The organism is Microbacterium fluminis, assembly GCF_051549805.1.
Taxonomy (GTDB): domain Bacteria; phylum Actinomycetota; class Actinomycetes; order Actinomycetales; family Microbacteriaceae; genus Microbacterium.
In genome coordinates this window covers 1,408,693-1,434,306 of record NZ_CP196042.1, presented here as the reverse complement: position 1 = coordinate 1,434,306, position 25,614 = coordinate 1,408,693, and the positions used below count along the sequence as shown (strand labels likewise).

The 25,614-nt window shown below is 65.2% G+C and carries 21 protein-coding genes and 1 tRNA gene; 12 read left to right on the top strand and 10 right to left on the bottom strand.

Annotated features, from left to right (window positions below; all coding sequences use genetic code 11):
• Genes ACSJDX_RS06765 through ACSJDX_RS06750 form a run of 4 tightly spaced genes read right to left on the bottom strand, consistent with a single transcriptional unit; the run spans nt 1 to nt 3,929 of the window.
• Complete coding sequence (locus ACSJDX_RS06765) at nt 1-1,386, bottom strand: FtsW/RodA/SpoVE family cell cycle protein (RefSeq protein WP_438354781.1); 1,386 nt, start codon at nt 1,384-1,386, stop codon at nt 1-3.
• On the bottom strand, nt 1,383-2,621 hold the full coding sequence (locus ACSJDX_RS06760; protein ID WP_438354780.1) for a PP2C family protein-serine/threonine phosphatase: 1,239 nt from the start codon (nt 2,619-2,621) through the stop codon (nt 1,383-1,385). The genes ACSJDX_RS06765 and ACSJDX_RS06760 overlap by 4 nt, the downstream gene beginning before the upstream one ends.
• A 19-nt stretch (nt 2,622-2,640) precedes the next feature.
• A complete protein-coding gene (locus ACSJDX_RS06755; RefSeq protein WP_438354779.1) occupies nt 2,641-3,192 on the bottom strand; it encodes an FHA domain-containing protein FhaB/FipA in 552 nt (183 codons plus the stop codon).
• The gene (locus ACSJDX_RS06750; RefSeq protein WP_438354778.1) at nt 3,189-3,929 is read right to left on the bottom strand and encodes an FhaA domain-containing protein; all 741 of its coding nucleotides are present in this window, start codon (nt 3,927-3,929) and stop codon (nt 3,189-3,191) included. Before ACSJDX_RS06750 ends, ACSJDX_RS06755 begins: the two co-directional genes overlap by 4 nt.
• 363 nt (nt 3,930-4,292) lie before the next feature.
• On the opposite strand from ACSJDX_RS06750, the gene ACSJDX_RS06745 reads away from it, so the two are divergent.
• Nucleotides 4,293-4,376: transfer RNA gene (locus tag ACSJDX_RS06745), tRNA-Leu, on the top strand.
• 207 nt (nt 4,377-4,583) lie between these two features.
• Here the strand turns inward: ACSJDX_RS06745 and lanKC are convergent.
• From lanKC to ACSJDX_RS06725, 4 genes are all read right to left on the bottom strand, one after another.
• Nucleotides 4,584-7,073 (bottom strand): class III lanthionine synthetase LanKC, encoded by a 2,490-nt coding sequence (gene lanKC / locus ACSJDX_RS06740; protein WP_438354777.1) that lies wholly within the window; start codon nt 7,071-7,073, stop codon nt 4,584-4,586.
• Nucleotides 7,074-7,333: 260 nt separating this feature from the next.
• Nucleotides 7,334-8,017, bottom strand: a complete 684-nt coding sequence (locus ACSJDX_RS06735) for a response regulator (RefSeq protein ID WP_438354776.1) — start codon at nt 8,015-8,017, stop codon at nt 7,334-7,336.
• Complete coding sequence (locus ACSJDX_RS06730) at nt 8,010-9,269, bottom strand: sensor histidine kinase (RefSeq protein WP_438354775.1); 1,260 nt, start codon at nt 9,267-9,269, stop codon at nt 8,010-8,012. The genes ACSJDX_RS06735 and ACSJDX_RS06730 overlap by 8 nt, the downstream gene beginning before the upstream one ends.
• Before the next feature lie 343 nt (nt 9,270-9,612).
• Nucleotides 9,613-9,867, bottom strand: a complete 255-nt coding sequence (locus tag ACSJDX_RS06725; RefSeq protein ID WP_438354774.1) for a helix-turn-helix domain-containing protein — start codon at nt 9,865-9,867, stop codon at nt 9,613-9,615.
• A 132-nt stretch (nt 9,868-9,999) separates the two neighbouring features.
• On the opposite strand from ACSJDX_RS06725, the gene ACSJDX_RS06720 reads away from it, so the two are divergent.
• From ACSJDX_RS06720 to ACSJDX_RS06700, 5 genes are all read left to right on the top strand, one after another.
• A complete protein-coding gene (locus ACSJDX_RS06720; protein WP_438354773.1) occupies nt 10,000-10,833 on the top strand; it encodes a metallophosphoesterase family protein in 834 nt (277 codons plus the stop codon).
• A complete protein-coding gene (locus ACSJDX_RS06715) occupies nt 10,830-11,735 on the top strand; it encodes a hypothetical protein (protein WP_438354772.1) in 906 nt (301 codons plus the stop codon). The genes ACSJDX_RS06720 and ACSJDX_RS06715 overlap by 4 nt, the downstream gene beginning before the upstream one ends.
• The gene (locus ACSJDX_RS06710; RefSeq protein ID WP_438354771.1) at nt 11,725-12,510 is read left to right on the top strand and encodes a hypothetical protein; all 786 of its coding nucleotides are present in this window, start codon (nt 11,725-11,727) and stop codon (nt 12,508-12,510) included. Before ACSJDX_RS06715 ends, ACSJDX_RS06710 begins: the two co-directional genes overlap by 11 nt.
• Nucleotides 12,500-12,961, top strand: a complete 462-nt coding sequence (locus tag ACSJDX_RS06705) for a hypothetical protein (protein WP_438354770.1) — start codon at nt 12,500-12,502, stop codon at nt 12,959-12,961. Before ACSJDX_RS06710 ends, ACSJDX_RS06705 begins: the two co-directional genes overlap by 11 nt.
• Before the next feature lie 1,554 nt (nt 12,962-14,515).
• Nucleotides 14,516-15,750, top strand: a protein-coding gene (locus tag ACSJDX_RS06700) for an IS3 family transposase (RefSeq protein WP_438353915.1) whose coding sequence is annotated in 2 segments (ribosomal slippage) — nt 14,516-14,792 and nt 14,792-15,750 — 1,236 coding nt in all. Because the reading frame shifts where the segments join, the coding sequence is not laid out codon by codon here.
• Nucleotides 15,751-15,759: 9 nt separating this feature from the next.
• On the opposite strand, the gene ACSJDX_RS06695 is transcribed toward ACSJDX_RS06700, so the two are convergent.
• Nucleotides 15,760-16,578: a hypothetical protein gene (locus ACSJDX_RS06695; RefSeq protein ID WP_438354769.1), complete on the bottom strand. Its 819-nt coding sequence runs from the start codon at nt 16,576-16,578 to the stop codon at nt 15,760-15,762.
• A 1,306-nt stretch (nt 16,579-17,884) separates the two neighbouring features.
• Here ACSJDX_RS06695 and ACSJDX_RS06690 point away from each other — a divergent pair.
• From ACSJDX_RS06690 to ACSJDX_RS06670, 5 genes are all read left to right on the top strand, one after another.
• Nucleotides 17,885-18,199, top strand: a complete 315-nt coding sequence (locus ACSJDX_RS06690; RefSeq protein ID WP_438354768.1) for a lactococcin 972 family bacteriocin — start codon at nt 17,885-17,887, stop codon at nt 18,197-18,199.
• A gap of 190 nt (nt 18,200-18,389) precedes the next feature.
• Nucleotides 18,390-18,896, top strand: a complete 507-nt coding sequence (locus ACSJDX_RS06685) for a hypothetical protein (RefSeq protein ID WP_438354767.1) — start codon at nt 18,390-18,392, stop codon at nt 18,894-18,896.
• Complete coding sequence (locus tag ACSJDX_RS06680; protein ID WP_438354766.1) at nt 18,896-19,924, top strand: hypothetical protein; 1,029 nt, start codon at nt 18,896-18,898, stop codon at nt 19,922-19,924. The genes ACSJDX_RS06685 and ACSJDX_RS06680 overlap by 1 nt, the downstream gene beginning before the upstream one ends.
• A complete protein-coding gene (locus ACSJDX_RS06675) occupies nt 19,915-20,544 on the top strand; it encodes an ATP-binding cassette domain-containing protein (protein WP_438354765.1) in 630 nt (209 codons plus the stop codon). Before ACSJDX_RS06680 ends, ACSJDX_RS06675 begins: the two co-directional genes overlap by 10 nt.
• On the top strand, nt 20,541-21,623 hold the full coding sequence (locus tag ACSJDX_RS06670; RefSeq protein ID WP_438354764.1) for a hypothetical protein: 1,083 nt from the start codon (nt 20,541-20,543) through the stop codon (nt 21,621-21,623). Before ACSJDX_RS06675 ends, ACSJDX_RS06670 begins: the two co-directional genes overlap by 4 nt.
• A gap of 145 nt (nt 21,624-21,768) precedes the next feature.
• Here the strand turns inward: ACSJDX_RS06670 and ACSJDX_RS06665 are convergent, their stop codons facing one another.
• A complete protein-coding gene (locus ACSJDX_RS06665; RefSeq protein WP_438354763.1) occupies nt 21,769-21,921 on the bottom strand; it encodes a hypothetical protein in 153 nt (50 codons plus the stop codon).
• A gap of 744 nt (nt 21,922-22,665) precedes the next feature.
• Here ACSJDX_RS06665 and ACSJDX_RS06660 point away from each other — a divergent pair.
• Nucleotides 22,666-25,605: an RHS repeat-associated core domain-containing protein gene (locus tag ACSJDX_RS06660; RefSeq protein WP_438354762.1), complete on the top strand. Its 2,940-nt coding sequence runs from the start codon at nt 22,666-22,668 to the stop codon at nt 25,603-25,605.
• The last annotated feature ends 9 nt before the right edge of the window (nt 25,606-25,614 follow it).

The window sequence follows — 25,614 nt, the reverse complement described above, 5'->3', positions numbered from 1 at the left end:
TCAGCCGATCACCACCCGGGGACGGCTGCGCACGACATCCGAGATGCGCAGCAGGAACGCGACGATGATCCAGTTCGCCACGAGGGACGAGCCGCCCGCCGCGAGGAACGGGGTGGTAAGGCCGGTGAGCGGGATGAGGCGCGTCACGCCGCCGACCATGATGAACACCTGCAGCGCGATCGTGAACGACAGCCCGGTGGCCAGCAGCTTGCCGAAGTCGTCCTGGCCGGCGAGGCCGACGCGGATGCCGCGGCTGGTGAAGACCATGTAGAGGCACAGGATCGCGAAGACCCCGATGAGGCCGAGCTCCTCGCCGAGCGCCGGCAGGATGTAGTCGCTCTCGGCGACGGGCGTGAGGTAGGGCCGTCCCTGACCGAGACCGGTGCCGAGCAGGCCGCCCTGCGCGAGTCCGAAGATGCCCTGCACGAGCTGGTAGCTGGAGCCGTTGATGCGATCGGGGTTGAACGGGTCGAGCCAGTTGTCGAAGCGCGATCCGACGTAGGGCAGCACTCGGGAGGCCGCGAACGCGCCGGCGACGGCGAGCACGACGCCGATCACCACCCAGCTCGTCTTGCCGGTCGCGACGTAGAGCATCGCCACGAACATGCCGAAGATCAGCACACCGGTGCCGAGGTCGCGCTGCAGCACGATGATGCCCATCGAGATGAGCCACAGCACCAGCAGCGGACCGAGCTCGCGGGCACGCGGCCAGGTCATGCCGAGGAACCGCGTGCCGGTGGAGGTGAGGCTCTCGCGGGTGCGCACGAGGTAGCCGGCGAAGAAGATCGCCAGGGCGATCTTGGCGAGCTCACCCGGCTGGAACGAGAAGATCCCGAGGTTGACCCATACGCTCGCGTTCGCGTCGATGCCCAGTCCGGGGATGAACGGGAGGACCAGCAGCAGCACGCCGGCGAAGCCGAACACGTACGTGTACCGGAACAGCACGCGGTAGTTCTTCAGCAGGATCACCACAGCGATCGCCAGCACCACGGCGATCGCCGCCCAGGCGAGCTGGCGCGTCGAGAACGCCTCCCAGCCGTGCCGTCCGCGCGCGACGTCGAGCCGGTAGATCATCGCGATGCCCAGCCCCGTCAGCAGCGTGGCGATCGGCACGACGAAGGGGTCGGCATCCCTCGCCCGCAGTCTCAGCACGATGTGCAGGGCGATCGAGAGCGCGGCCAGACCCCCGCAGTAGATGAAGAACTTGGGGTCGATGACGCCCGCGGCGCCGAGCTGCACGAGCGCCACGGCGCATCCGGTGATCACCAGCGCGAAGATCAGCAGCGCCAGCTCGCGGTTGCGCTGGGTCTGCGGGACGCGGATGCGCCGCAGCGCCCTCAGCACGGCGGTGTCGGCGGTGACCTGTCCGGTCTGCGTCGCGGTCATGGAGTCGTCCCCATCGTGTCGCGCAGGCGGGCGACGATCTGCTGCGCCTCCGCCAGCGAGCCGGCGCTGATGGTGGCCTCGACACTCGACCGCGAGAACGACGGCAGGTCGGTGAGCAGGATGCCGGTGTCCTCGTAGAGCGTCGACAGCGTCAGCGGGCCGATGTTCTGCTGCACGCCGTGATAGATCACGACGGAGTCCTGGTCGGCGCCCACGAAATAGCGGGTCTGCGTCCACTGGTAGGCGGCGAACAGCCCGCCGATCAGCAGGGCGATCACCACGAGCAGACCCACGAGCCAGCCGAGGCGGCGGCGCCGCGCACGGCGGCGGTCCTCTTCGATGAGCTCTTCGAGGAACTCCACCGCCGGCTCGTAGTGCGTCGGCTCGTTCGCCGCCTGCCGGTTCGGGTGCAGCCAGCCCCCGCGCCCGACCCGTGCGGCGGGCACGTCGATCCCGGTCGGGGTCGAGGCGGAGCCGACGATCGTCGGCGTGCCGGAGAAGAGCGGATGCTGTCCGCCCACGTCGACGAGCACGATGGTGACGTTGTCGGGGGCGCCGGCATCCAGCGCCTGCTTCAGCAGCACGTCGGCGGTGCGTCCCGGCGCGAGGCCCTGGGCGAGGGCCTTGGCCGTGTGCGTGTCGTCGACGACGCCCGACAGGCCGTCGGAGCACAGCAGCCAGCGGTCGCCGGGCTGGGTCGGCATGATGAAGGTGTCGACCTCGGGGTCGGGGTCCATGTCGCCGAGCACCCGCATGAGCACCGAACGGCGCGGGTGGTAGCGCGCCTCCTCCGGGGTGATGCGACCGGAGTCCACCAGACGCTGCACGAAGGTGTGGTCGGTGGTGATCTGGGTGAGCGCGCCGTCACGGAACAGGTAGGCGCGCGAGTCGCCGATGTGCGCGATCACGGCGTACTCGTCGACCATGACCAGGGCGCTGACGGTCGTGCCCATGCCGGCGAGCTCGGGGCGGATCGCGACGGTGTCGATCAGCTCGGCCGCGATGTCGGCGATCGCGTCGCGGAGGGCGCGCTCGGCATCCGCCGTCGACGTGTACGGCACGTCGAGGGTCTGCAGGCGTCCGACCGCGATGCTCGAGGCGACGTCCCCACCGGCGTGACCGCCCATGCCGTCGGCGACGGCGAACAGGTTGGAGCCCGAGTACCCGGAGTCCTGGTTGTTGGAGCGCACCTTGCCGGTGTGCGAGATGGCGACGCTGGAGCCCTGGAAGACCATGAGAGAGAGGACCCGCGGGTTACTTCCGCAGCTCGAAGGTCGTCGCGCCGACCTTGATGGGCGCGCCGATCTTCACCGGCACGGGCGAAGCCACGCGGATGCCGTCGTGCCACGTGCCGTTGGTGGAGTCGAGGTCCTGGATCATCCACTGCTCGCCCCACAGCACGAGCCGGGCGTGATGGCTCGAGGTGTAGTCGTCGCGGATGACCAGTCCCGACTCGCTCGAGCGGCCGATCGTCAGGGGCTCGCTGCCGAGCGGGAGCTCGAGCCCGGCCTTGGGCCCACTGGTGATCACGATGCGCGAGACGGCCGAGGTGGTCGCTGCTCCCCCCGACGAGGCCTTGGCCGGCGCCTTGGCGGGAGCCGGAGGCGTGGCGCGGGCGACGGGCGCCGTGGCACTGTCGGGCGACGTCGGGCCGGGCGGGGGTGCGGGCGCCGCGACCGGGGCCGGGAGCTTGCGCACCTTCACCCCGAACAGGTCGGCGCGCAGCGAGTAGACGACCGCGAAGACGAAGAACCACAGCAGCACGAGGAATCCGATGCGCAGCAGCAGTTCGGTGAGTGCGCTCACAGAGGCCCTCCGGAGCGCACGTCGTAGGCGCGGGTGACGTCGTCGGCGAGCGGCGCGCGCGGGCGCGCGGTGGAGGTCTGCGGGACGACGCGGAACACGATGTCGGTGCGACCGATCCGCACGGTCGAGTCGGGAGCGAGCGGCGCCTCGCCGACCTTGCGCCCGTTGAGCTGGGTGCCGTTGGTCGAGCCGAGGTCGCGCACCATGGCGCGCTCGCCGTCCCACAGGATCTCGACGTGCCGACGGCTGGTGCCGGGGTCGGGGATCGTGATGTCGGCGTCGCTGCCGCGGCCGATGACGGTGCGCGAGGCGACGAGCGGATGCCTCTTCCCGTCGATGTCGACGACGCCCCGCCAGGCCACGCGGCCCTGGGCCGTCTCGGACTCGACGCGCAGCGTGCCGGTGGAGACCGATTCGTCGCGCACGAGCGCGATCGAGACGGGCCCGGCGAAGGAGTACCCCTGCGCCTTGGCGTGCTTCTGCACGAGCGTGTGCAGCTCGTCGCCGAGGGCGGCGCCGAGCGCGCTCATCTTGTCGTCGTCGGCGGGCGCAAGACGCACCGTGAACGTGTTCGGTGCGAGTATGCGGTCGCGACTGACGACGGCAGCCTTCTTGTCGAGCTCGCTCCGCAGGGCGGAGGCGATCTCGACAGGTTGGATGCCGCTGCGGAAGGTCTTCGCGAACGCGCTGTTCACAGCGCGCTCGAGTCCCTTCTCGAAGCTGTCAAGTAGTCCCACGGGGCTCCTCAGGCAGGCAGACCGGTACGCACATGCTAGTTCCCTCCGCTGTGTGCAGCATGGACACCCGCCGTGGGCGGGCGTCGGACGGCGTGCGCTCGGGGAGGAGATGCGCACGTCGGGAGGCGGATGCGGCGCATTCCCTCCTCCCGTCGCGCACATCTCCTCCGGCGCGGGGTCGTGCCCGCTGCTTCTGAGGAGATCTGCCGTTCTGAGGACGCCTGCCCGCATCCGCTCCTCAGAACGTGATTTCTCCTCAGAACCGTGCGGAGCGCAGGGAGACCTCGACCCGGGGTTCGAGCGCGCGGACCGCCCGTGATATCCTCGGGAGGTTGAGTTCGAGGATCTCCGGATCCGAGATTCGCGCGAGTGGCGGAATAGGCAGACGCGCTGGCTTCAGGTGCCAGTGTCCGAAAGGACGTGGGGGTTCAACTCCCCCCTCGCGCACAGCGATGGCCCTGTATGGAAATCCATCCAGGATCTGTTTGGAAATGTGTGACGAAGCCGGCTGGTGGTGAGAACCACCAGCCGGCTTCTTCATTGTCCGACCATCAGCACGCGTCTAGACGGTCTTGGGTGAACAATCGCCAACACGAGTAGCCCGATATCTCGGGCTACTCGTGCACTTCTGTTCAGTTCAGGTTCGGCCTGTGGCTAGCGGTCGTGATGTTCGAGCCGGTTGCCGAACTCGTCTGTTCGGCGTCGGGCTCGCCGCAGCGTCTGCCGGTCCAGGACCTTCATCGCCTGCGCTTCGATGAAGGCAACGATGCGGCGCATGTTCGAGACGGCGAAAGCTATGGCCGCATTGAACGCGTGGTACGCGTACCCGCGGGGTCGGTGCTCTTCGGGGTTGCCGAGATCGGTCTCGGCGTCAGCTTTCACGTACTGGTTGTTCGACTCGACGTGGCTGCGCAGGCCGTACCAGGCGAACTCGGACTGCGCGGCCAGTTCCAGGGCGCGGAGCTCCTCCCACAGGTCGCTGATCGGGCTGCGTTGGAGCAATTGCATTGCGGCCAGGGCGATGCCCGCAGCACCTGAGCCGAGGTAGGGGAGCAGCCTCCACCCCTCATCCACCTGAAGGGAGCCGTCGACTGTGCTCACACAGGACTTGAGGTCCGCGCGGATCGCCGCCTCCGCGAACGTCAGCAGGTCAGATTCTCCGGTGCGGTCGAACAGACGAAGTGCGAAGAGCGCGGCACCACTCGGTCCGCGCAGCAGGCCGGCTGCGCCGGTCGCGACCGGCCCTGGTGTGCGCGTATCCCACTCCTGTTGTCTCTGACGAAGCATCGATGCCACATCAGTCGCAGCGCTGATGAGTTCGGGGTAGGTGTCGGCGAGTTCGAGGTATGCGAACCCGATGCCCGCAAGGCCGCTGTACAGGTCTGGTCCGAGCGCGGTGGTGTCGATCTCTCTCAGGCGGGCAAGAGCCTCCTGGGACGCGGAGCTGCGCCCGAGTCGGTGCAGGCCGAGTGCGGCGCCGGCCAGTCCGTCCAGCAGTCCAGGACGCACGTCCTCTTCAGTGCGAACGGCGCGTTCAGTCCACTCCAGCAGCGGGTCTGGAATCGTGATCCGCGCCGCGTGCAGGGCCAGCAGTGGCCCGAGAGCTCCGTGCGCCAGTCCGTAGGTGGGTTCGTCGAACTGTCGCGGATCGCCGGGCCACAGTCGATCCTGGCGCTCCGGAGTCGCGTCCGCGAGAAGTTGAGAAGCTATCTGCGCGACGTGCGCGTCGGTGGGATCGTCGGCGCGTGGGCTCAGGTCCGCGATGATGCCGGCGGCCCACTGGTCTGACAGTCCGAACCTCGCCCGCGCCCACTGAACGAGCTGTTCCGTCTTCGTCAGATCGAAGTGGAGTAGCGGCGTCAGCGGTGCGAACAGGAAGAGCTTGACGCACGCGAGCGCGTAGCGGTCGAGGGCGATACCGCGCCGACCGTCTCCTGGAACGAATCCTGGCGCTCCGATGACTGCCGCTGCATCCTGACCAACCGGCATCGCCATCTCGAAGTCGATGAGGACGACGTCGTTCCCTTCGGTGATAAGGAAGTTTCCCGGGTGCAGGTCACCATGGGTGAAGCCTGCGCCATGTACGGCTGCGACCGCTCGTTCTAGTCGTGCGGTGATGTTCAGCGCCCAATCCCGATAGGTCGCGAGGTCGACGGCGTCGAAGCCGGCTCGCACGAGCGGATGCCGTGACACGACGGCCCTGCTCAGGGGCACACCTGGCACTTTCTCGGTGACCAGGTAGCGGTGTCCGTGCAGGTCGAGGGTTCGATGAGCGCGGACGACGTGAGAATCGCGGATCAGATTGAGGGTGTTCGCCTCGTCGCCGATGCGTTCGATTGCGTCTCGCCCGTCTGGGGTCAGTCCCGCGAACGGGCGTGCCTCTTTGAGGATCACGCGAACGTTGTTCTCGACGGCTTCGTAGACACCGCCGCCGTTCGAATAGTGAAGAACTCCTTGAACCTCCGGGAAACCCGGCGGGGGAACGGAGTTGCGCTGCTCCGCGACCGACGCGCGAAGAAACTCGGGTGGATCCACCCACTCCGGCAGGTGGAATCCCGTGCCTCGTACGTCGGCGACCAGCTCCCCGGCGGGAGTGCGTATAGCTGGCACGCGAACTCCGGCCACGTCGGTGAACATGTGACGGAATGCCCCGTAGCGGACGAATACGGGTGTGTCCTGCCACCGCAGATCGGAGAGGATATGCGGGCCATGCTTTCCGGTTGTGAGACGTGCGAGCGCTTTCACCGACCTTTCCAACTCGTCTGTTGATGTCGGATAGATGGTGATGAACTTCCCTGACGCGGAGCGGTCTGCGTCCTTGGAGTTCGTAGCGAAAAGAACCGTGTTATCGACCAGGTGCTTGAAAGCGATCCGCCCCGCGTGGCAATAGCGGGCTGCGGCGTCCAGAACCTCGGTCGCTTCGGCCGCGATGGTGCTCAGGTGAACCTTCCATCCCTGCTCGGGGAGAACATGATGGTTCGGTGCCCGATACACCCAGTGGCCATCGCTGGCCTGCGTCCAACTGGTCCAGTCAAGGTCGGGCGACGGCACGAAAGGTGAGGTCGAGTTGTTCGCCTGGTGGAGCCTCGGATCGTCGTAGAACTCCCCACTCGCGGTAGAGAAACGCGGGTAGATCGGATCCACAGATCTCCCCTCACACGTGGTCTCGTTGCCAGCGCGGATTGGCGGCGACACCACATCGTGCATGGCTTCCGTGCACGCCGGAGAGCACCCTCAATCGGCCAGTGGACCCGAGTGGAAGGTGCTCTGTCGGTGTCGAGCCGCGACCTGGAACGCAAGCGCGGCATCACCCGCGAAATGGCGCGGAACTACTTCGACGAACTCTGTGACTGCCTGGTCGTTCCGCGTTCAGGACGCTCGTCGGGTGAGTTTGGGGAGTTCATTCATTTGGATGACAAACGGAAGTCGTCGAGCGAGTTGCGTACGCCCCAGAGCGCGAGCTGAGTGCGGTCACTCGCCCCCACCTTCCGCATCGCGGATTGCACGTGGGACCGCACAGTGTTGACCGATACCCCGATCTCCTTCGCAATCTCATCGTTGGAGGTCACCCCACCACTGAGCAGCACGATGACGCTCCGTTCAGAGGGGCTGAGCGCTGCAACAGCGGGATCCGGAGCGCTGTTGCGGACCCTCGTGAGCTCGCGAATGACGGGCGCCGTGACGCGCGGGGACATCACCGCGTCACCTCGATCAGCGGCTCGAATGGCTTCCAACAGCTGATGCGTGTCATGCGTTTTCAAGAGGTAGCCGCTTGCCCCCGCCTCGAGGGCGCGCAGGACGTGCGCGTCGGCACTGTGGCTGGTGAGCACGACCACGCTGATGCGAGGACCTTCTGACTGGGCTAGTGCCCGCGTGGCGTCGACGCCGTTCATGCCCGGCATCTCCAAGTCCATGAGCACAACGTCCGCGCGCTCCGCGTGTGCGGCGAGGACCGCGTCTCGCCCGTTGGCTGCTTCGCCCACGACCGTAATGCCGGGCGCTTGTCCAAGCTGCAGATGGAGACCGCGCCGGAAGGACCGGTTATCGTCCGCGATGAGCACGCGAATACTTCTCGTTCGATCAGTCATGCGAGTCTCCGTCGATGTTCGGGAACGGAATATCCATCCGCGTTCGCCAACCGTCGTCACCGTTCGTCCCCGCGTGGAGGGTGCCGTCGATCAGCCTCAGCTTCGCGCGCAGGCCGTCGAGGCCCCAGCCCAGCCCGAGTCTTTCCTCAGGGCGCCGGGTGCTGTTGCCTGCGGTGTTCGTAATAGTTGCCTGCATCCGATCAGTGTGTACGACTAGCGCGACCTCCACAGTCGAACCGGGGGCATGCTTGGCCGCATTAGCTAGCCCTTCCTGCAGTCCTCGGTACGCCGTGGTGGAGACAATCGCGGGCAGTTCGGCGACGTTCCCCACCGTGTTCAAGTCGACGGCCATGCCGCGCTGCGACCAGAACGAGATGAGTTCCTCCACGTCGCGAAGATCAGGCGTGACCGTGGTGGTCGTCGCATCCACGGCTCTCAGATCACCGAGGGCGCTGTAGAGGCTTGCTGCCGCAAACCGCCCTTCCGCTCGCACCTCGTCGATAAGCTGCAACGCCTGCTCCGGGTGTTCCGGCGCCAGTACGGCGGACGCATCGCAGAGTGAGACGAGCCCCGCGATGTGCTGAGCTGCGACGTCGTGAAGTTCCTGGGCGATCCGAGCTCGTTCCAGTTCACGCTCCGCCGCCACACGCTCCTCATGCTCCCGGGCAACCTGTCGCGCCCGGTCTCTCGCTTCGACGGTTCTGCGAGCGTGGATGGCCCACAGCAGGCCCAGCGCGGTGGCGGCTATCGCGGGAGCAGCGAACGCGATGCCCTGATTGATGACAAAACCGGAGATCACTCCAGTGGGCGCTCCCGTCGAGGCTGCCCACAATCCCAGCGTTGCCACGGTCGCGGCGATGGAACCGACGAGACACGCTGCGGCAAGCCCGGCACTGGCGCGGGTGGCAAGAGCGAACAACGCGACGGCCACCACCAACTGCATCGCTGCCGTCCAGGTCGGCACCGCTACCAGGACGACAAGCGCCAGATAGCAGCCAAGTGCCGCGAGGACCGCAAAAACGGGGTTCCAGCGCAACAGCAGAAGGCTCGCCGCTTGCAACGCGCAGCCTACGACGACGAACGTGACGACTGCCGATTGCGGGAGCGCGTGATCCCACTGCGAGGCCCCATTGAGGATCGCGATGAGCGGATTGCCTAGAACCTGGATGACCGTAGCGAAGAAGACGATGGCAACAAACGCCGGTGATCTCATCAGAGAGCTCAAGTCACGAGTCTGCAGTGCGTCGTCCATGGGAACCGGTGAGTAGGTCATGAGCCTGCTTTCGTTGGGCCCTGTCATGCTCTCATTTCGAGTCGACCGGTGTTCCGCTCAGCCGGGGTGAGCGGACAGCTCCGAAATGCTCCCGCCCTACCGAGTCGAGATCTTGCAAATCAGACGGCCGAGAAGACCATGCGGGGGTAATCGACGATCTCCACGCCGAGCCTCGAGCACCTGAACCGAACCGTGCCGGACTTGCAGCGCAATGCGCGACCCGCGGCCACAGGTTCCGCGGGGCGCGCGGAGTACGCGGCTTCATTTGTCGTGCGCGTCACCGACGAGACCTCGAATCACCGCGACCGAATCGCCTACGTGTTCACAGCTCAGCGGCCGCCACAAGCTCCGCGACTGAGACTCCAAGAACCTCTGCAAGCCCGGTTAGCGTCGCCATCCGTGGGTTGGATGGCCCCGCGCCCTCTTTCCGTCCAGTCGAACGCCCAGCCTCAATGAGCTGGACCTGGTTCTTTGTGATGCCCGCCTGGTGAGCCAGCGTCTCCTGAGAGAGGCCGCGCTCCTTTCGTGCCGCGTAGACCACGGAGCCCAATCGCTTTGCGCTCGCTTCGTCCCACATGACACCAACCATTGCTAGTCGGCCCACCGAAGCACACCCTATTAATCCGGCCCGTTGCACATGTCCAATCATAAAAGGCCTAGTAGTGATAGATTGAGCCCTTCTCGTCGTTGAAATTGGGGGCATCAGGCGATGCTGGAAGCACTAGAGAGTTCGGAAACCCTCACGCTGCCCGATAGTCAGGTCGTTGTTGCCGGGGACTGGCACGGGTCGACCGGCTGGATCACGCAGGCCATCCCGGCGGCCGCTCGGACTGGAGTCAAGACGGTTGTTCACGTCGGCGACTTCGGTCTCTGGCCGCGACAGTCCGCCGCACTCCTCGACGCTGTTGATAGTTGGGCGGAGATCAGCCGCCGGCATCCCACTCGTCCGGGCATAGAACGGGTGCTCGTTTCCCCAGGCAACCACGAGGACTACTTCGAGCTGGACAGACTCTTTGCCGAGGCACCGGGCTGCGCGGTCCGGGTCAGCGAGACCGTGTGGGTGCTCCCGCGGGGGTACCGGATGACGGTTGGCGGACGCTCCGTGATGGGCTTCGGCGGTGCAGCGAGTATTGATTTTCGCCACCGGGTCCCGGGACGAGAGTGGTGGGCGTCCGAGCTTCCGACCGAAGCGGAGGTGGAAGCTGCGGTGGCCGGCGGCCAGGTCGAGATCCTGATCACCCACGACGTCGGTGATTTGCATGCTCCGCGGGTCGACCGAATCCTGAACGGCCCGAGCCCGTGGACCGTCTTCGAGCTGGGTTACGCGGCGGTCAGCAGGGCGCGAATCACTGAGCTCGTCAACGGAGTAACGCCCACACTGCAGTTTCACGGCCATTATCACGTGCGGGATTCCGCGGTCCTGCCACGCGAAGGGCACACGCCGTTGCATGTTGAGTCGCTGGCCATGAACGGCTACCCCGGGAACCTCGTCCTGCTCGAGCTCGAGACGCTCGCGGTCACGGACATCGAGGTGCCGAGATGACCGAGGACCGGTACCGTCCGGTCGTCGCCATCGAAGTCGACGGGTTGTTGCGGTGCCGGCCCTGGCTCGACCGGCCACAGTCGACCGATGACCAGTTTGTTGTCGAACTGACGTTGCGCCGCGAGACCTACCCGACCCGCTTCGCTGAGGAACTCGCTTGGAATGCGGGCGGCGAGGCGACTGTGGGATGGGCGTTCTCCCGCCTCGGAGTGGCGTGGGTGCGCGGCCTGCAGTGCAAGGGTATCGAGGTGGTCTGGGCGAGTGTCTACGGCGACTCCGCGAACACCTACTTCATGGCCCCTCTCGACCTGGACAACATGACGGTGGTGGTTCGGGATGACGGGCAGTCTTACGCCTCAGGGGCCGAGATGAAGGCATACCAATTGGGAAGGCAATTCGACGGGCGACCGCTGTTGTGGGTGACAGATGATCTGCCGGCCACCGGTCGCCGCCTGTTGGACGGTCTGCGACGTCCCGTGGATCGCGCCGTCACCGCCACCCATTACCTCCCGCCGGGCCTGCCGGTGAGCGAGAACGACATCGACCACCAAGGCGCATGGCTGGATCTCGCCCAGACACCAGACGGACACGACGAGCTCCGCCGTCGCCGACGCAAGAGAAACGACTGGGACCGCCGTCGCCCATGGGGCACCGAACGTCGATACCGCGCCGCGCGCCCGCTGCAAGCACGTCTCGCCGGCGTTCTCGATCCGCGCAGCGAACTGGCCGTGGCGTTGGTCGAGTACGCCCTCGACGCCGGTTCGAACCTCGATCTGGCCGAGATCGACCGCATCCGCAACGCGTACCGCATGAACACTGACCCGTCTGCCGCCACCCTCCGCTCCCTCCTGCAGATCCCCCCACCCGCCTCCACGAAGGCGTGGAGGACCGATGACCGATAGCGCTCTCGGTCCGGTGGTGGCCATCGACATCGACGGAGTCCTTCGCTTGCGCCACGAACCCGTCATCGTGGACCTCTGGCCGGGCGTCTTCGCCGCCGAGTTCACGGTCCGCCGGGGCTCGTTCCCCACCGCGCATCACGGGCAACCCGACTGGGACGCAAACGGCGAAGTGACTTTCGTGAACGCGTTCTCCGGGGTCGGAGCGGCGTGGATCCGCGACCTCCTGGACCGTGGGATCGAGGTCGACTGGGCCAGCACGTGGGGCTTACACGCGAACAAGCACTTCCCACAGATCCTTGGAATCCCGCCACTCCCGGCAGCAACCCTCGGTCCCGCCCGTCCGGGCGAGACCACAGTCCAGTGGAAGATGACGCAGCTAGTGGAGCAGTTCCCCGGCCGCCCCTTGCTGTGGGTGGACGATGACGTGCCTGGACCGCGGCAGGACATGCTCGCTGATCTGCGCGCACCTCGCGACAGGGCGCTCACCCGGACACACTGGATCGGCACGCCAACCGTCGGCATCACCCTCGACGATGTCGCGGAGATGGACGAGTGGCTCGCGCTGGCTTCGACCCACGAGGGGCAACGACAGTTGCGTGCGGACCGGCGACGCGAACTCGCCCGTGTCGCCGCACGACGCCGCAGATCGCGGCAGCGCCTCGAGCGGGACAGGCGCGAGCGAGCCCTGCGCTTGAGACAGGCGAAGGCAGAGAGCCCCATCCGTCGCCCAGGGGATACCCGCCCGTCGACGAGAGGAGATCAAGGTGACCGATGAGGATGCTCGTCGTGAACGTGTCGACGACGTCGAGGTAGCAGGACTGACCGCGGACGACCTCGCGCTCATCAACTGGGATCAGGACGAGCGCCCGGCTCAAATCCGAGCGATTGTCGCCCGAATCGGGCCCGGCTGGCGGCAAAAAGTCTTCATCGGCCAGGGATGGTGGCCCCTTCTCGTCCGCCTCGATCAGCGCCTCGCGCGCCTCGATCCGGACTACGACATCGTGCAAGTGAAGGAGAAGTTCGGCGGCCTTCGTTTCTACGCGGCCCCCTCGAACGGTGCGGCCAGGTCACCCGCCTTCAATGCCGCGATCCGCGACGCCGAGATCGAAGCGTCGCGCACCTGCGAAACCTGCGGTCAGCCCGGACGACTGCACAGCCGCAAAGGGTGGGTCGTGACCCTCTGTGCTGAGCACGCGGCAGCCGTCGGCGCGAAGCCTGTGGGCTAAGACCGGTATTCCGTGATCGTGAGCGCGCTACTTGGCGCTGGACCGCGCGAGGTAGTCACGACGAAGGCCTTCGAGCCCGCCGTCGCCCTGATCGGTTCACGCCAGCCGACAAGTAGATCTCGATCATCGGTATCTTGAGGCTCCGGTGAGAGAGCGGCTCAGAAGGTGTTCAGGGCGGAGTTGAAGGCGTCAGCATCCAATCGCGTGCCGGTCGTCGTGAGCGCGACAGTAGGGCCAATTCGTCGTGCATAAACGCCTTCGCACGGGATGAGCACAATCCGCATGAGACCAGCGCTCCAAGCAGAAGCAAGTGAGCCTAGGTCTGGGTGGCGTCCGGTAAGCCGTGCTGTTCTCAGCTCATTGAGTATCCGCGTTGTCCAATTGCGGTATGAGTCCGTCTCGAACTCTGCGTCTCCAAACTCGTCCCGCCAGCTAGGACCGCGCACCAGTCGGAGAGCTCGTAGCCGTTCGGGTGATCCCGGCGCCGCGTGTTGCGCCTCCTCGTATATGGAGGCGAAGTCGACGTCAGTCCCTGTGTGGGACACTGCCGCTTTCCAGACTCGTGGCCATGCGAGCGACCAAGATTGCACGTCGACCGATGAGTCACGCACGAGGGCGGGTGACAGGCTCAATGCAGGCGGCAAATCTTCGCCCTCGGGGTGAAGGCCGTAGGCCTCACGAACCCAGAGCAACTCCAGCAACGGGGCCGGACAATCCTCAACTGTGAGCGAGAGATCCGCCGGAAGCTGACCCTCAGCTCGATTGCTGTCTGATCGCAAGATCAACCCCTCTCTCGCCTGGCCGACCGTACTCGGAACGCGAAAGGAGGTCCAGCTTAGGGGAAGCTGGCATTCGGGTTTCCCGAGTAGCAGGTGGTGCCATCGACGAGCACTGTGCTTCCGCTCGCCGACACGTTTCCAAATCCGACCACCTTCGCGTAGTGGTTGATGTCCCAGGTGGGCCCAGATCCTGAAACGGGAAAAGAATAGGCACCCCCACCGCTCCAAGACGACGTGATAATCAGGCTCCAGTTCCTCGCATACACGTCCATGGGCACGCCGTAGCCAGTGTTCGTTATGAGCAAGTCACCAGACTACTTTTCTGCCCACACGTACGAGTACCCACAGTTGCCGTACACGATGCTGTTCGTTACGACCCCATCACGACCCCCGACCCCGCCGGCGCCAACTGCGCGGGCGTCAGCCTCAGCTCGGATTTTCTTCGCCTCGTCCGTGACGGGGACAGAGGATTGAGTCCCGTCGCTGGCGGTCACGATCTCGAAGCCGTTTGCGTTCGCGACGGCCACATCGAATCCTGCGAACTGCATCGGAACGGTGACCACTCCGCCGCTGGGAGGCGCGGGCTCGGTTGGAGCTGCGTGCGCCCCGGTGCATGTTGACAAGACGAACCCGAGGGCGAGAACCGTCGCCACTACACCTTTTCTAATCATTTTCCGGCTCCTGTGTGAATCGTGGTTGTGCGCCTCGCTTGGCGCAGGGGCTCACCTGAATCGGCCTGACTTTCGTTCCGTTCTTCAAGCAAGGATGGAACTCGATGAACAGGAAGTATTCGCCGGAGATGTGTGAGCGCGCGCTGCGGATGCTCGCGGAGACGCGGCCGTCGCACCCGAACATGATGAGCGCGGTCCGTCACGTCGCGGGGTTGCTGGGCATGAGCCCGGAGACGCTGCGGCTCTGGCAGCGCCGCTACGAGGTCGACGCCGGCGGCAAGCCTGGGGCGACCGAGGCCGCGCAGCGGATCAAGCAGCTCGAGAAGGAGAACGCCGAGCTGCGGAAGGCGAATGAGATCCTCAAGGCTGCGAGCGTGTTTTTCGCGAAGGAGCTCGACCGCCCCTGACCGAGATGATCCGGTTCATCAATGAGCACCGGGATCGTTTCGGGGTCGAGCTCATCTGCCGTGTCCTGCGACCGGCAGTGCAGGGCTTCCTCACCTCCCGCGGCTACCGCGCCGCCATCGGCCGTGCGCCGTCCGCGCGGCAGTTGAAGGATGAGCTGCTGGTCCCGGAGGTCGCGAGGCTGCACGCCGAGAACTACGGCGTCTACGGCCGCCGGAAGATGCATGCGCTGATGCGCCGGCAAGGCTGGGACATCGGCCGCGACCAGACCGAACGCCTCATGCGGCTCGCTGGGGTCCGCGGCGTCCGGAAGTCGAAGCGGGTATTCACCACGCGCTCCGACAAGACCGTGGCGCTGCCGAGCGACCTGGTCAACCGTCGCTTCACCGCGCCGGCGCCGCGACGGCTCTGGGTGTGTGACGTGACGTATGTCGCCACCTGGTCCGGTTTCGCGTACGTCGCGTTCGTCACCGACGTCTACTCGAGGCGGATCGTCGGCTGGAACGTCGCATCCACGCTGCGCGCCGAGATCCTGCCGATGCAGGCGCTCGACATGGCCGCCTGGGGCGTCGGCGGACGGCTCGACGGGCTCATCCATCACGCTGACCATGGGTCGAACTACACCGCGATGGTCTACACGGAGCGGATCGTCGAGCTCGGCGCGGTCCCCTCCACGGGGACCGTCGGCGACTCGTTTGATAACGCGATGGCAGAGGCGGTCAACAACCTCTACAAGACCGAGCTGATCCGTCAGCGCGGACCGTGGCGGACCGTCGAGCAGGTCGAACTCGCGACGCTCGAGTGGGTGTGGTGGTGGAACAACCAGCGCCTCCACGGCGAGCTCGACATGCGCACCCCGATCGAGGTCGAGAACGCATACTACGCTGACCTGGAATCAGCCCAACCGGCACCTGCCGGACAAGGCTCCCGATAGGAACGAAAGTCAGGCCGATTCAGAGTAACAGATTTCGGTTCCGTTGACAGGGTTGTTGACACCCGTGATCCCCACATACGCGTCACTGGTGTAGCTGCCGATGTAGACGGCAGGCTGGAAGAACGTGCCGTGAAGGATCGCGCCGTCGCGGTCATTCACCTCGGAGGCCGTCGTGCCCATGTAGTAGTACGTGCCGGTGGATGACGGTCGGACCCATTGATCGCCCGAGTCTCCACAGTGTGAGGCAAACATTCCACCCTGCGCGTACTGGCTCGGATCGTTAGGAGCCTGGACGGCGAATCCGAGGGTGCACTGGCTCCCGGAAGCGGATCTGATGAGCCTCGACCCTCCGATGTGCAAATTGTCGTCCTGGCGGCCGACCGCCGGCGTGGCTGAACCCTCGCTCACCTCAATCGGCAGGCCCTGGTACAGCGGCACGTCTGCGGAGCGATTCGAGGCGAGCTGGTCGACCTTGATGCCGATGCCGCTGCCGTCATACTTCGGCCATGTGGCGGTGACGGCTGCGCCGTCGAACTCGCCGGCGTCGAGCAGGTCGAGAGCGGCCTGACGGAGAGTGCCCGGTTCATAGGCTGTGGGGACGACGGAGATGGTGTACGCCGAAGGTGCCTCCTTCAGCGCACCAGTCAACTCCGGAGTTCGCTCTCCATACCAATAGATCTGTGCCGACTTACGGTCGTCAGCCAGATTGACTGTCGAGAACTGCGAGTTATCCGCAAGAGCGTCCTGGGTGGACGATGCCCAGTTCATTAGCTCTTCTGAGACCGGAGGGAGAAGGGTCTTCAGGTCCGTGGTGATCGGTATGTCCATCTCAGGAGGAGCGTCAGAGGGGGGTTCTGAGTCTGCGAACGCAGGTACTGATCCGGATATGGCCAGGAGCGCTGCACCGGCGGCGACGGACAGGGTGCGAATGAATGACTTGCGCATATCTCTCTCTGGTTCATATCGGTTGTCGGTTACTCGGGGACTAAGAGGACCTCGTTGTCGCGGTAGGTTGCCCGAATCGCGGTGCCGGGAGCCCAAGTAGCAGGGCGGGCAATAGTCGAGCTGGTGGGGCTGATGTCGGCCGTACAGACATCGCTTCCTCCGGTGTCGCGGTCGAGGACGACGACATTCCTCTGGTCGCCCTCGACACGCAGCGGAACGAGTGGACAGCTGGAACTACCGAGCGAAGTGATGATGATGCTGGCGGAGTCCAGCGGCCAAGTAATCGTGATGCCCTCAGCGCCTTGAGCGGTTCGCTGCGCGACTATGTCGACTGTGGGGGCCGGAGAAGGAGCTCGGTCACCGGCAATGCGTGGCGCGTCGCTGCACCCTGAAAGAACGAGGCAGGACACGAGCCCTGCAGCACCAAATCCTGCAACCTTCTTCATCACCACCCCTCCGGGAAGCTTTCGACGAGCGACTCTGGGCGACAAGTGTTGATCTGAGCGTCCTGGTGCGGTGGACGGCTGTCAAACCTCTGAAGGGTGAAGTTGGTGGCAAGCAGCACCGCTGAAGACCGGTGAGGAAGGCCACGGAGCCACTCAGCGCAATCAACAGATTGCGCGGCAAGACGCCGTCATTCGGTGCGTCCGCTCATGTCCGGCAAGTGCCGAGATTGCTGCGTTGTGGTGCCATCAAACTGGAACTGGATTTCATCCAGATGGACTAGCGGACGGAGTTCGCCGGGCCACATCCTCTTGCCTGCCGTCGCGCCACGCGATCCGAAACCCCATCACGGATCGGCAAGCTGGCGAACGTGACCTGTCGCGGGGCGAGTGACTGCCACAGGGTCGTAGTGGTCCCTAACCCCCGCGGTATAGCCCGCTCCGAACGGGTCTCGTGACCGCATTCGCTGGCCATCAATCACTCTGGGCCGTCACCTCCCCGAGTGGCTTTCGCTCGTGGGTCGGGCGCAAGCATGGTCGGTTGATCGGGTGCGGCCTCATTCAAAGAGACGAAATCTTGGGTTTGACGACATCGCGCGTGGGGGTCTCCAGGGCTGACTTTCCGCGAGTCATGGTGGTTAGGGGCCGCGATTGTCCGCCGTTCGGCGGACACTTGGGGCCGCTCACGCCGAGCTACCGTGACGCAGGACGCCATGACGGGTGGCGCGGGAAAAGGGGAAAATGTCATGAAGAAGTTCGCCATCAAGGCGGCGGTCAGCGCCGCGCTCGCGGTCGCTCTCGTGGGCGGAGGCGCTGTCGCAGCCAACGCCACCACCGAGTACCCGGCTGGAGGCACCTGGGTCTACGGCGTCGGACAGATCTGGAACTACTCGGAGTACCACCACCCGGCGTTCTACCACCGAGCGACGGCGTACAACGACAGGGGCTCGCTCCTTCGCGCATACGGCGAAGCCGGTCAATGGGCGAAGGCGAGCATTCCGGCGGAGCCCAACGGCAACCGGGCCGCTTGGTACCACGCCAGCGGGTCGCGCAACATCTGACCGCCCAGGGCCGGGTGCTTCATGGTCAGGCATCCGGCCCTATGCCAGATCTGACCTAATTGAGACCACACTGAAGCAGGGAACTCTCGTGCGCCGGGTAGCCGTTTCTTTTCTCATCCTCGCGACGCTCACTCTCGGCGGGTGCGCAGCGGGGACTGACTCATCGTTTGTGCCCCCGGAAGCGCCGACTGTGACCGAGCAGGACAGGCCGGACTTTTCCGGACCGTTTGCCGCGGACTTGCGAGCGGCTTGGGATCAGTCGCAGTCTGACTTCGTTCGCGCAGTGATCCGCGACCAGGTCATCTCCGACCAGGAGTGGGCCGAGGTCACCACGCGGATGGCGTCTTGCTTGTCTCAGTACGGGATGGACTTCAAAGGCTTCGACGCGTCGGGCGCCTATAGCCTCGAGGGGAACACTCTCAAGGGCGATGAGCTAGAGAAGGCGCTGGGAGGGTGCGAGTCATTTAGTGGGGAGTCGTGGATCAATGGTCTGCGGCGGTCAATGAGCAGCAACCCGAACAACGTGCCGTTCGAGGAACGGATGACCGAATGCCTCAAGCGGAACGGGCTAGTGAGCGCGGACTACACGGTAGAGCAGTTCCTCCGAGACAACCCCTCGCAGAGCTTTTCCTTCATGGGCACGTCGAAAGAAGACGTCTTCTGGGCCTGCAATAGCAACCCGTCGTTCCAAGGCTGATGAAGGCCCGCAAGTTATGGGTCTCCTCGGCGTTCGCGCTACTGGTGCTTCTCATTGGCGCTGCTGCCGGCGTGATGGTCACCATCGTCATCGCTGCGCCGAGCGCTCCTCCGACCTTGGCGGAAGCGGAGCGCCCAGAATGGCTCGGTGTCACAACCCAGCCCAGTGACGACCCAAGAAAGTTCGACGTCGTCGTACAGGAGGGCGCGACCGTTGCCTTGCGGGCGCCCGTTACGGGACTCGTCACCGAGATGCGGTGCGACCAGGGACAAGTCTGGAAGTCGGGCGAATCGACTGTCACCATCGACGGAACACGACTCCTGCTACTCCATACAGCGATCCCGCTCTGGCGCGCGCTAACCCCGGGTACCAAAGGCGCGGACGCGGTGGCGGTAAAGGGGGAGCTCGCAAGACTGGGGCTGGCTCCGTCAAGCGGAGATGCGTTGGAGTGGCGAGACCTCGATGCTGCCCGCACGCTCTTTGCCGCGTCGGGAGTCAGTATCGACCCAGAGTCGCTGAACACTGATCAGGTGATCTGGCTGCCAACCCCGGAAGTGTCCCCGAGTAACTGCGCAGCCGTCGGCACCCCGATGAACGCCGGCGACGTGCTAGGCGAGACAACACCAACTGTGATGGTGCAGCTCGGCGACATTCCGGCGCTGCAGGCCGGGCTTCGTGAACTGTTGATAGATCGCGTGGTCATCCCGCTCACAGACCAGCTCACGCCGCAAGACCCGAGTGGCCTCAGTGCCATCCTCAGTACACCCTCCTACCGCAGCGCACTCGGCGACGGCACAGGGCCAGTTACCCTGACGGCAACCCTCCGGTTGGTGGAGCCAGTCAACGTCGTGGCTCTCCCGCCGTCGGCGGTCACGCTCGACCCGACATCCGGCGCGTGTGTTGCGACACCCTCTGGCACGGCGACGGTCTCGGTCGTCTCATCCGCTTTGGGGCAGACCCTGGTGCTGTTCACCGAGCAGGAACTGCCGGACCGAGTACGGATCGACGGTCCGCGGCAATGCGTGTAGAGCTGCGCGACGTCGGGCATCGTTTCGGCGAGGCACCTTGGCTCTTTCGCGGCCTGAGCTTCGAATTCGAGACCGGACGCACCTACGCGCTGACGGGCCCATCAGGTTCGGGAAAGAGCTCACTTCTTGCGCTCATCGCGGGCTGGACGCAGCCCGCAGAAGGAGCAGTTGACCGTGTTGCGGTGCGCAAAAGCAGCTGGGTGTTCCAGAACTCACACGGCACGCCTCGGCGCACGGCGTTGGACCACATCGTCTTCCCCTTGCTAGTGGCCGGGTCAGATCGTCGTGCCGCCGAAGTGGAAGCAAAAGCTTTACTGGCTCGCTTCTCGCTCGAGGTTGTGGCGGCCCGCCCGTTCCGGGAGCTGTCTGGGGGTGAAGCGCAGCGGCTGATGCTGGCGCGAGCCGTGGCAGCCGGCCCCGATCTCCTGCTTGTGGACGAACCGACTGCACAGCTCGATGCCGCCACCTCCTACACCGTCAACAGCGTGCTCTCTGAGATCAGCGCGGAAGGGCGGGTCGTAATCGTCGCGACACATGATCCAGAGACCGTCGAGGCGTGCACAGACCGGATCGACCTCGCGAGGTGGGCGCCTCCGATCATGGACTTCGCGGCGCGATGATCAAGACACGCGAGGTTTGGGCGGAGGCGTGGCGCGACATCGCAACGGGCACTTCCCGGACGCTTATCTTCGTCACCCTGACGTGCGCGCTACTTAGTGCGCTGGTCCTCGCCGACACCATGGCTGTCGGCGCGCTCGTGCGAGACGCGCGTGAGTACCAAGCCCGCGGTGCGTCCGTGATGACGGTGACCGCCTCGGCCGGCATCGACGGTGCCGGGTGCGAACGACTGAACGAACTGCCAGCCGTGCAGTCCGCGGGGGCGCTACGGGCTTCTGCGTCCCCCGTCGTTGCGGCATTGCTGCCGGCGGCACCACTCCCGGTATACGAAGTGACGCTAGGAATGCTGAACGTGTTCGACGTCGACCGGAGAGGGATGGGAGGAGTGAGTGTGCCCACGGACGTCGTTCAGTCTTTGAGCGTCGATGTGGGTGAGTCAATATCCGCGACCGGCGGAACGGCGATCCCTGTTGACGGCACCTACAAGTACCCGGCCGACGGTCGACGCCCTGGTTTCGCTTGGGCGCTCCTCGCGACCACCCCCGCTGAGGGCACGTACGACGAGTGCTGGGTGAAAGTCTGGCCGTCTCAGCCGGACCTGAGAACTCTGGTCCTCAGTACCGCACTGACAGTGGACTTCTCCGCAAGCGGCGGCCAGGCCCTCGAAAGCCAACTGAACACGCAGCTCGGCACGACATTCGACGGGCACGCCAAGTTCGTCGACCGTGCCACGCGTCTCACCCCCCTGATCGCGGCGGTAATCGGGGTCGCTCTCGGTCTTCTGTCCGTGCGGTTGCGACGGTTGGAGCTCGCCGCCCGCTTGCACGACGGACTCGGGAAGGGGCACCTGCATCAGTTGATGCTGCTCGAGGGTGCGAGCTGGTTCGTGCCGGCGGCGGCCATCTCCGCAGCGGCGGGCGCTGTGTACTCGACTACTGTCGGCTTCCCTGATGCCGTCGCCCTCTTCGCCACAGCCGCTACCACTCCTATCCTCGGTGCGCTCGGTGCGGCTCTGGGGACGATAGCGGGCGTGCATCTTGTCCGCGAACGTCAGCTCTTCGCCTACTTCAAGGATCGTTGACCTGTGCGGGCGTCAGAAGAATCCGATGCCGTCGTTCAGGGCATGGCGCTTACGAGGAGCCGCACTGTTTGCCACACGCTCAACCCCGTCAGCGTTCCGCCACGCGTAGCGAGGATGTGTGCGATTTCACACAGGCTGCCGCTGTTCACCGTGTGCTGCCCGGCTGCCAGTGCATGGGGAAACTGAGACGCGTTTCGCCAAGACGGATGAGTGCGTCAATGGCCACGTCGCGTACCTGATTGTCCGAGGCGAAAAACGCCTCGCCGCCAGCGCTCGCAATGATGCAGAGGTCGACCATCGCCGCCGTGAGGATAGGTGAGAGGTCTCGGAGGTGAATCGAGAGCTCGCCAGGGCACGGCGCGGCTTGTGTGTCGTCGACGTCAGGTGGGCAACTGAGCGAACAGGTCGTGTATCCATCGCAGCTTGGTCGGTGTTGGCTTCGTCCGAATGGATGAAGTTCGGGTCGCGTCCCCGGAGAAGTGGACTCCTGTGCAACACCTCGAACGAGCTGAGCTTCACGCCATAGGAGAGAGGTCGCATCACCGCAAGCCGTCGAGCTAGTCAAATTGCACCGTCGCTCGATGTGCGGCGGTGCAACTTGACATCTGGGCGGGGTGACATTGCGATTCGAGCAACCTGAGTCGCTCCTGCGAGATGTGGTTACATCCCCCAAGAGGTAGGCGTCGGGACGACGGGTACCGAGCTGCTTCTGAACTTACGCACCATCCGGGGGGAATCTGTGCGTCACTCACAACGTTCTGTTGCCGCGCTCGCAATCGCGTCGGTCATCGTTTCACTCACCGCCACAGCAGTGCATGCGGCAGACGACCCCACGCCGAGCACGGCGTGGCTGCCGCCCGACAACGCCGTGGCGCTGGTCGTGCCGGAGGATCGTCATCTCCCGGAGGACCTTTGGGCTCCGCCTTCGGAGGACCGCTTCTCATCCGCCGAGTCGGGTTCTCAGATGCGTGCGCCGGCAGGGACGGTTGCGGGTGCTCCCGGGGTCGGTGAGCTGCCGTGGTTCTCGTTCCAGGACTTTGCTGTGTCCTCCGACACCACGGTCCGCGTCAACACCGCGAACGGCAACCTTTTGGTGAAGGCATCGGAGTCGGCCATCGCCGTCCCCGGTTTCGGGCTGCGGCAGGACCGCTACTACAACGGACTATCCACCCTCAACGGAAGCCTCGGTGGCGGATGGCAGACGAACAACGGAGCCAACGACGTCGGCGTCGTCGACGGCGGCACCTACGTCGACTACTTCGCCGTCAATGGCGCGAAGTTCCGGTTCACCGCGAGCGGGTCGACGTACACCGCGCCGGCCGGGTCGAACCTCTCGCTGACCACGGACACCGGTTCTACGACCGCCCGATACGTGGTGGAGTCGAACAAGACGAGCGAGAAGTGGAAGTTCTCCACGAGCGGCTGGTTGACGTCCACCGAGGATCGCAACGGGGTCGGTGAGACCTACAGCTACGGCTCCGGGGCCACGGCCGGCAAGGTCACCAGCGTGACGGCCGCGAATGGTCGCGGCTACACCGTCACGTACAGCGGCGGGAAGTTGACCACGGTCACCGACTCTGCGAGCCGCGCGCACGCGTACGAATACGACGCGTCCAACCGGTTGAAGAAGGTCACGAACGCGGACGGCGCGATATCGACCTACACCTACGATTCCACCGGCCGATTGGAGTCATTGACTGTGCCGAGCGCGGCTGCGGCGACGACCACCGTGTGGTTCACCTACGACTCTTCACACCGGGTCACTCTGGTCGAGCAGGAGTCGGGGGTCGAGACGAGCTTCGCGTACTCGGCGGGGCAGACGGTCGTCACCGATTCGAACGGTCACCCTGCCACCTACGCCATCGACACGTCGGGTCGCGTCACCTCCGCGATGGATGCTCTGGGTCGCACGCGCTCACAGACCTGGACCGCGAACAGCGACGTCGCCTCGGCGACCGATGCGTTCGCGACCGGGAATGTGAGCACGTACACGTACGACGGCAACGGCAACCGCACCAACGCACAGCTTCCCACCGGCGCGGCCGCGGCCGCGGTGTACGCGGTCGGAGTCAACTGCACGGCACCCAACACCGGCACCGCCTACCAGCCCAAGTGTTCGACCGATGATGCCGGTAACAAGAAGCAGTATGAGTACGACAGCGTCGGCAACGTGACGAAGCAGACGGACACCACGTCGACCACTGCGGTGACAGAGTTCGAGCGGACCTACGGTACCTGCGGCGGGTTCGCCGGTCAGGTCTGCACGACCAAGGACGGCAACGGCAACATCACCACCTACGCCTACAACGCTGCCGGCGACCTCACCACGGTGACCCCGCCGGCCCCGATGGGAGCGACGACCTACACGCACGACTCGCTCGGCCGCATCACGACCGTTACCGATGGGCGGGGCGATACCACGAGCTACCAGTACGACCTCCGCGACCGCATCGTTCTCACCACGTTCCAGAACGGGCAAACCGTCTCCATCAACTACTACGACAACGGGCTCGAGCATGAACGAATCGACTCCGCGGGCACGCTCCACTTCAACTACGACCACCAGGGACGCATCACCGAGCAGAACGGCCCCAGGCCAGGTGTGACCCAGTTGTTCACGTACGACAAGGTCGGCAACATGCTGACCGCCGGCATCGGCGGCGAGACCACTACGTATACGTACGACGACGCCAACCAGCTGACCCTGCTCCAAGAATCGGGCCACACCTGCCCAGCCGAATGCGTCGCATTCGAGTACGACGTCAACGGCGCCGAAACCAAACGCATCCTCTCGGGCGGCGCGACCACCATCACCACCCGGGACAACTCCGGCCGGCCCACCCGCATCACCGCGAACGCCGCCGGCGGGGCAACCGCCGTCGACATTGGCTACGCATACACGCCCACCGGCGGGACCGGCGACCGCTTCAATGTGCAGGCGCGAACCGCCTATAAGGAGCAGGGCATCACCGCGGGTGCGGTCACCAGCTACACCTACGACTCTCGTAACCGCCTCACACTCGCCCAAGAGATGTCAGGCGCGACCGGCACCGCCTCGTGGGCGTACGCGTACGATAACAACGGCAACCGGACACAACAGGTCCGTGCTGGCGCCACCGGCGCCACCGCCGGGACGATCACCTACGGATACAACGCGGCGAATCAGATCTCCTCAGTCACCGGGCAGACCACCACCTGGACCTACGACGCATCGGGCAACCAGACCCGCAACGGCCTCAGTGGCACCACAGCCACGTTCGGAGACCGCGGCCAGATGACCGCGCTCGGCAGCAACAACCGTAGCTACTTCGGCACCGGGAATGCGGATCGCCTGTCTCAGGGCAACGTCACGTTCGACAACGGTGCGCTCGGTCTGATACAGCGCACCACCGGGTCGACCGTCGACAACTACGCCCGAACCCCGGCCGGCAACGCCGTAGGCGTGCTCAGAGGGACCAACCACCAGCACTACTACTACGTCCACGACCACCTCGGCTCCGTGGTCGGGATCTTCGACGGGACCGGCGCCTTCAAGGGCGGGTACTCGTACAGCCCCTACGGCGAAACCCGAGCAACGGGGACTAACACGGCCGTGACGAGTAACGTTCTGCGGTACATCGACGAACACCACGATGGGAACGGCATCTACAAACTAGGCGCCCGCTACTACGACACCAGCCTCGGCCGCTTCACACAGATGGACCCCAGCGGCCAAGAGAAGAACCCCTACGCCTACGCCAACTGCAACCCGATCAACGGCAAGGACCCCTCGGGAATGTTGACAGAGAGCGAATGCAACATACTCAAGGGGGTGACGACCGGGATTGCTGCGACCGGCGGAGTACTGTTCTTTGCCGGCTTCGCCGTCGATGCCACTGTCGTCGGCAGTCCAGTCGGCCTTGCACTCAACGCAGTTGGCGTTGGATTGGCGGCGGGAGCGGGCATCGACGCAGTCGTTGTCGGGCTCATCTGCGGGTTCTAGGAGCACACG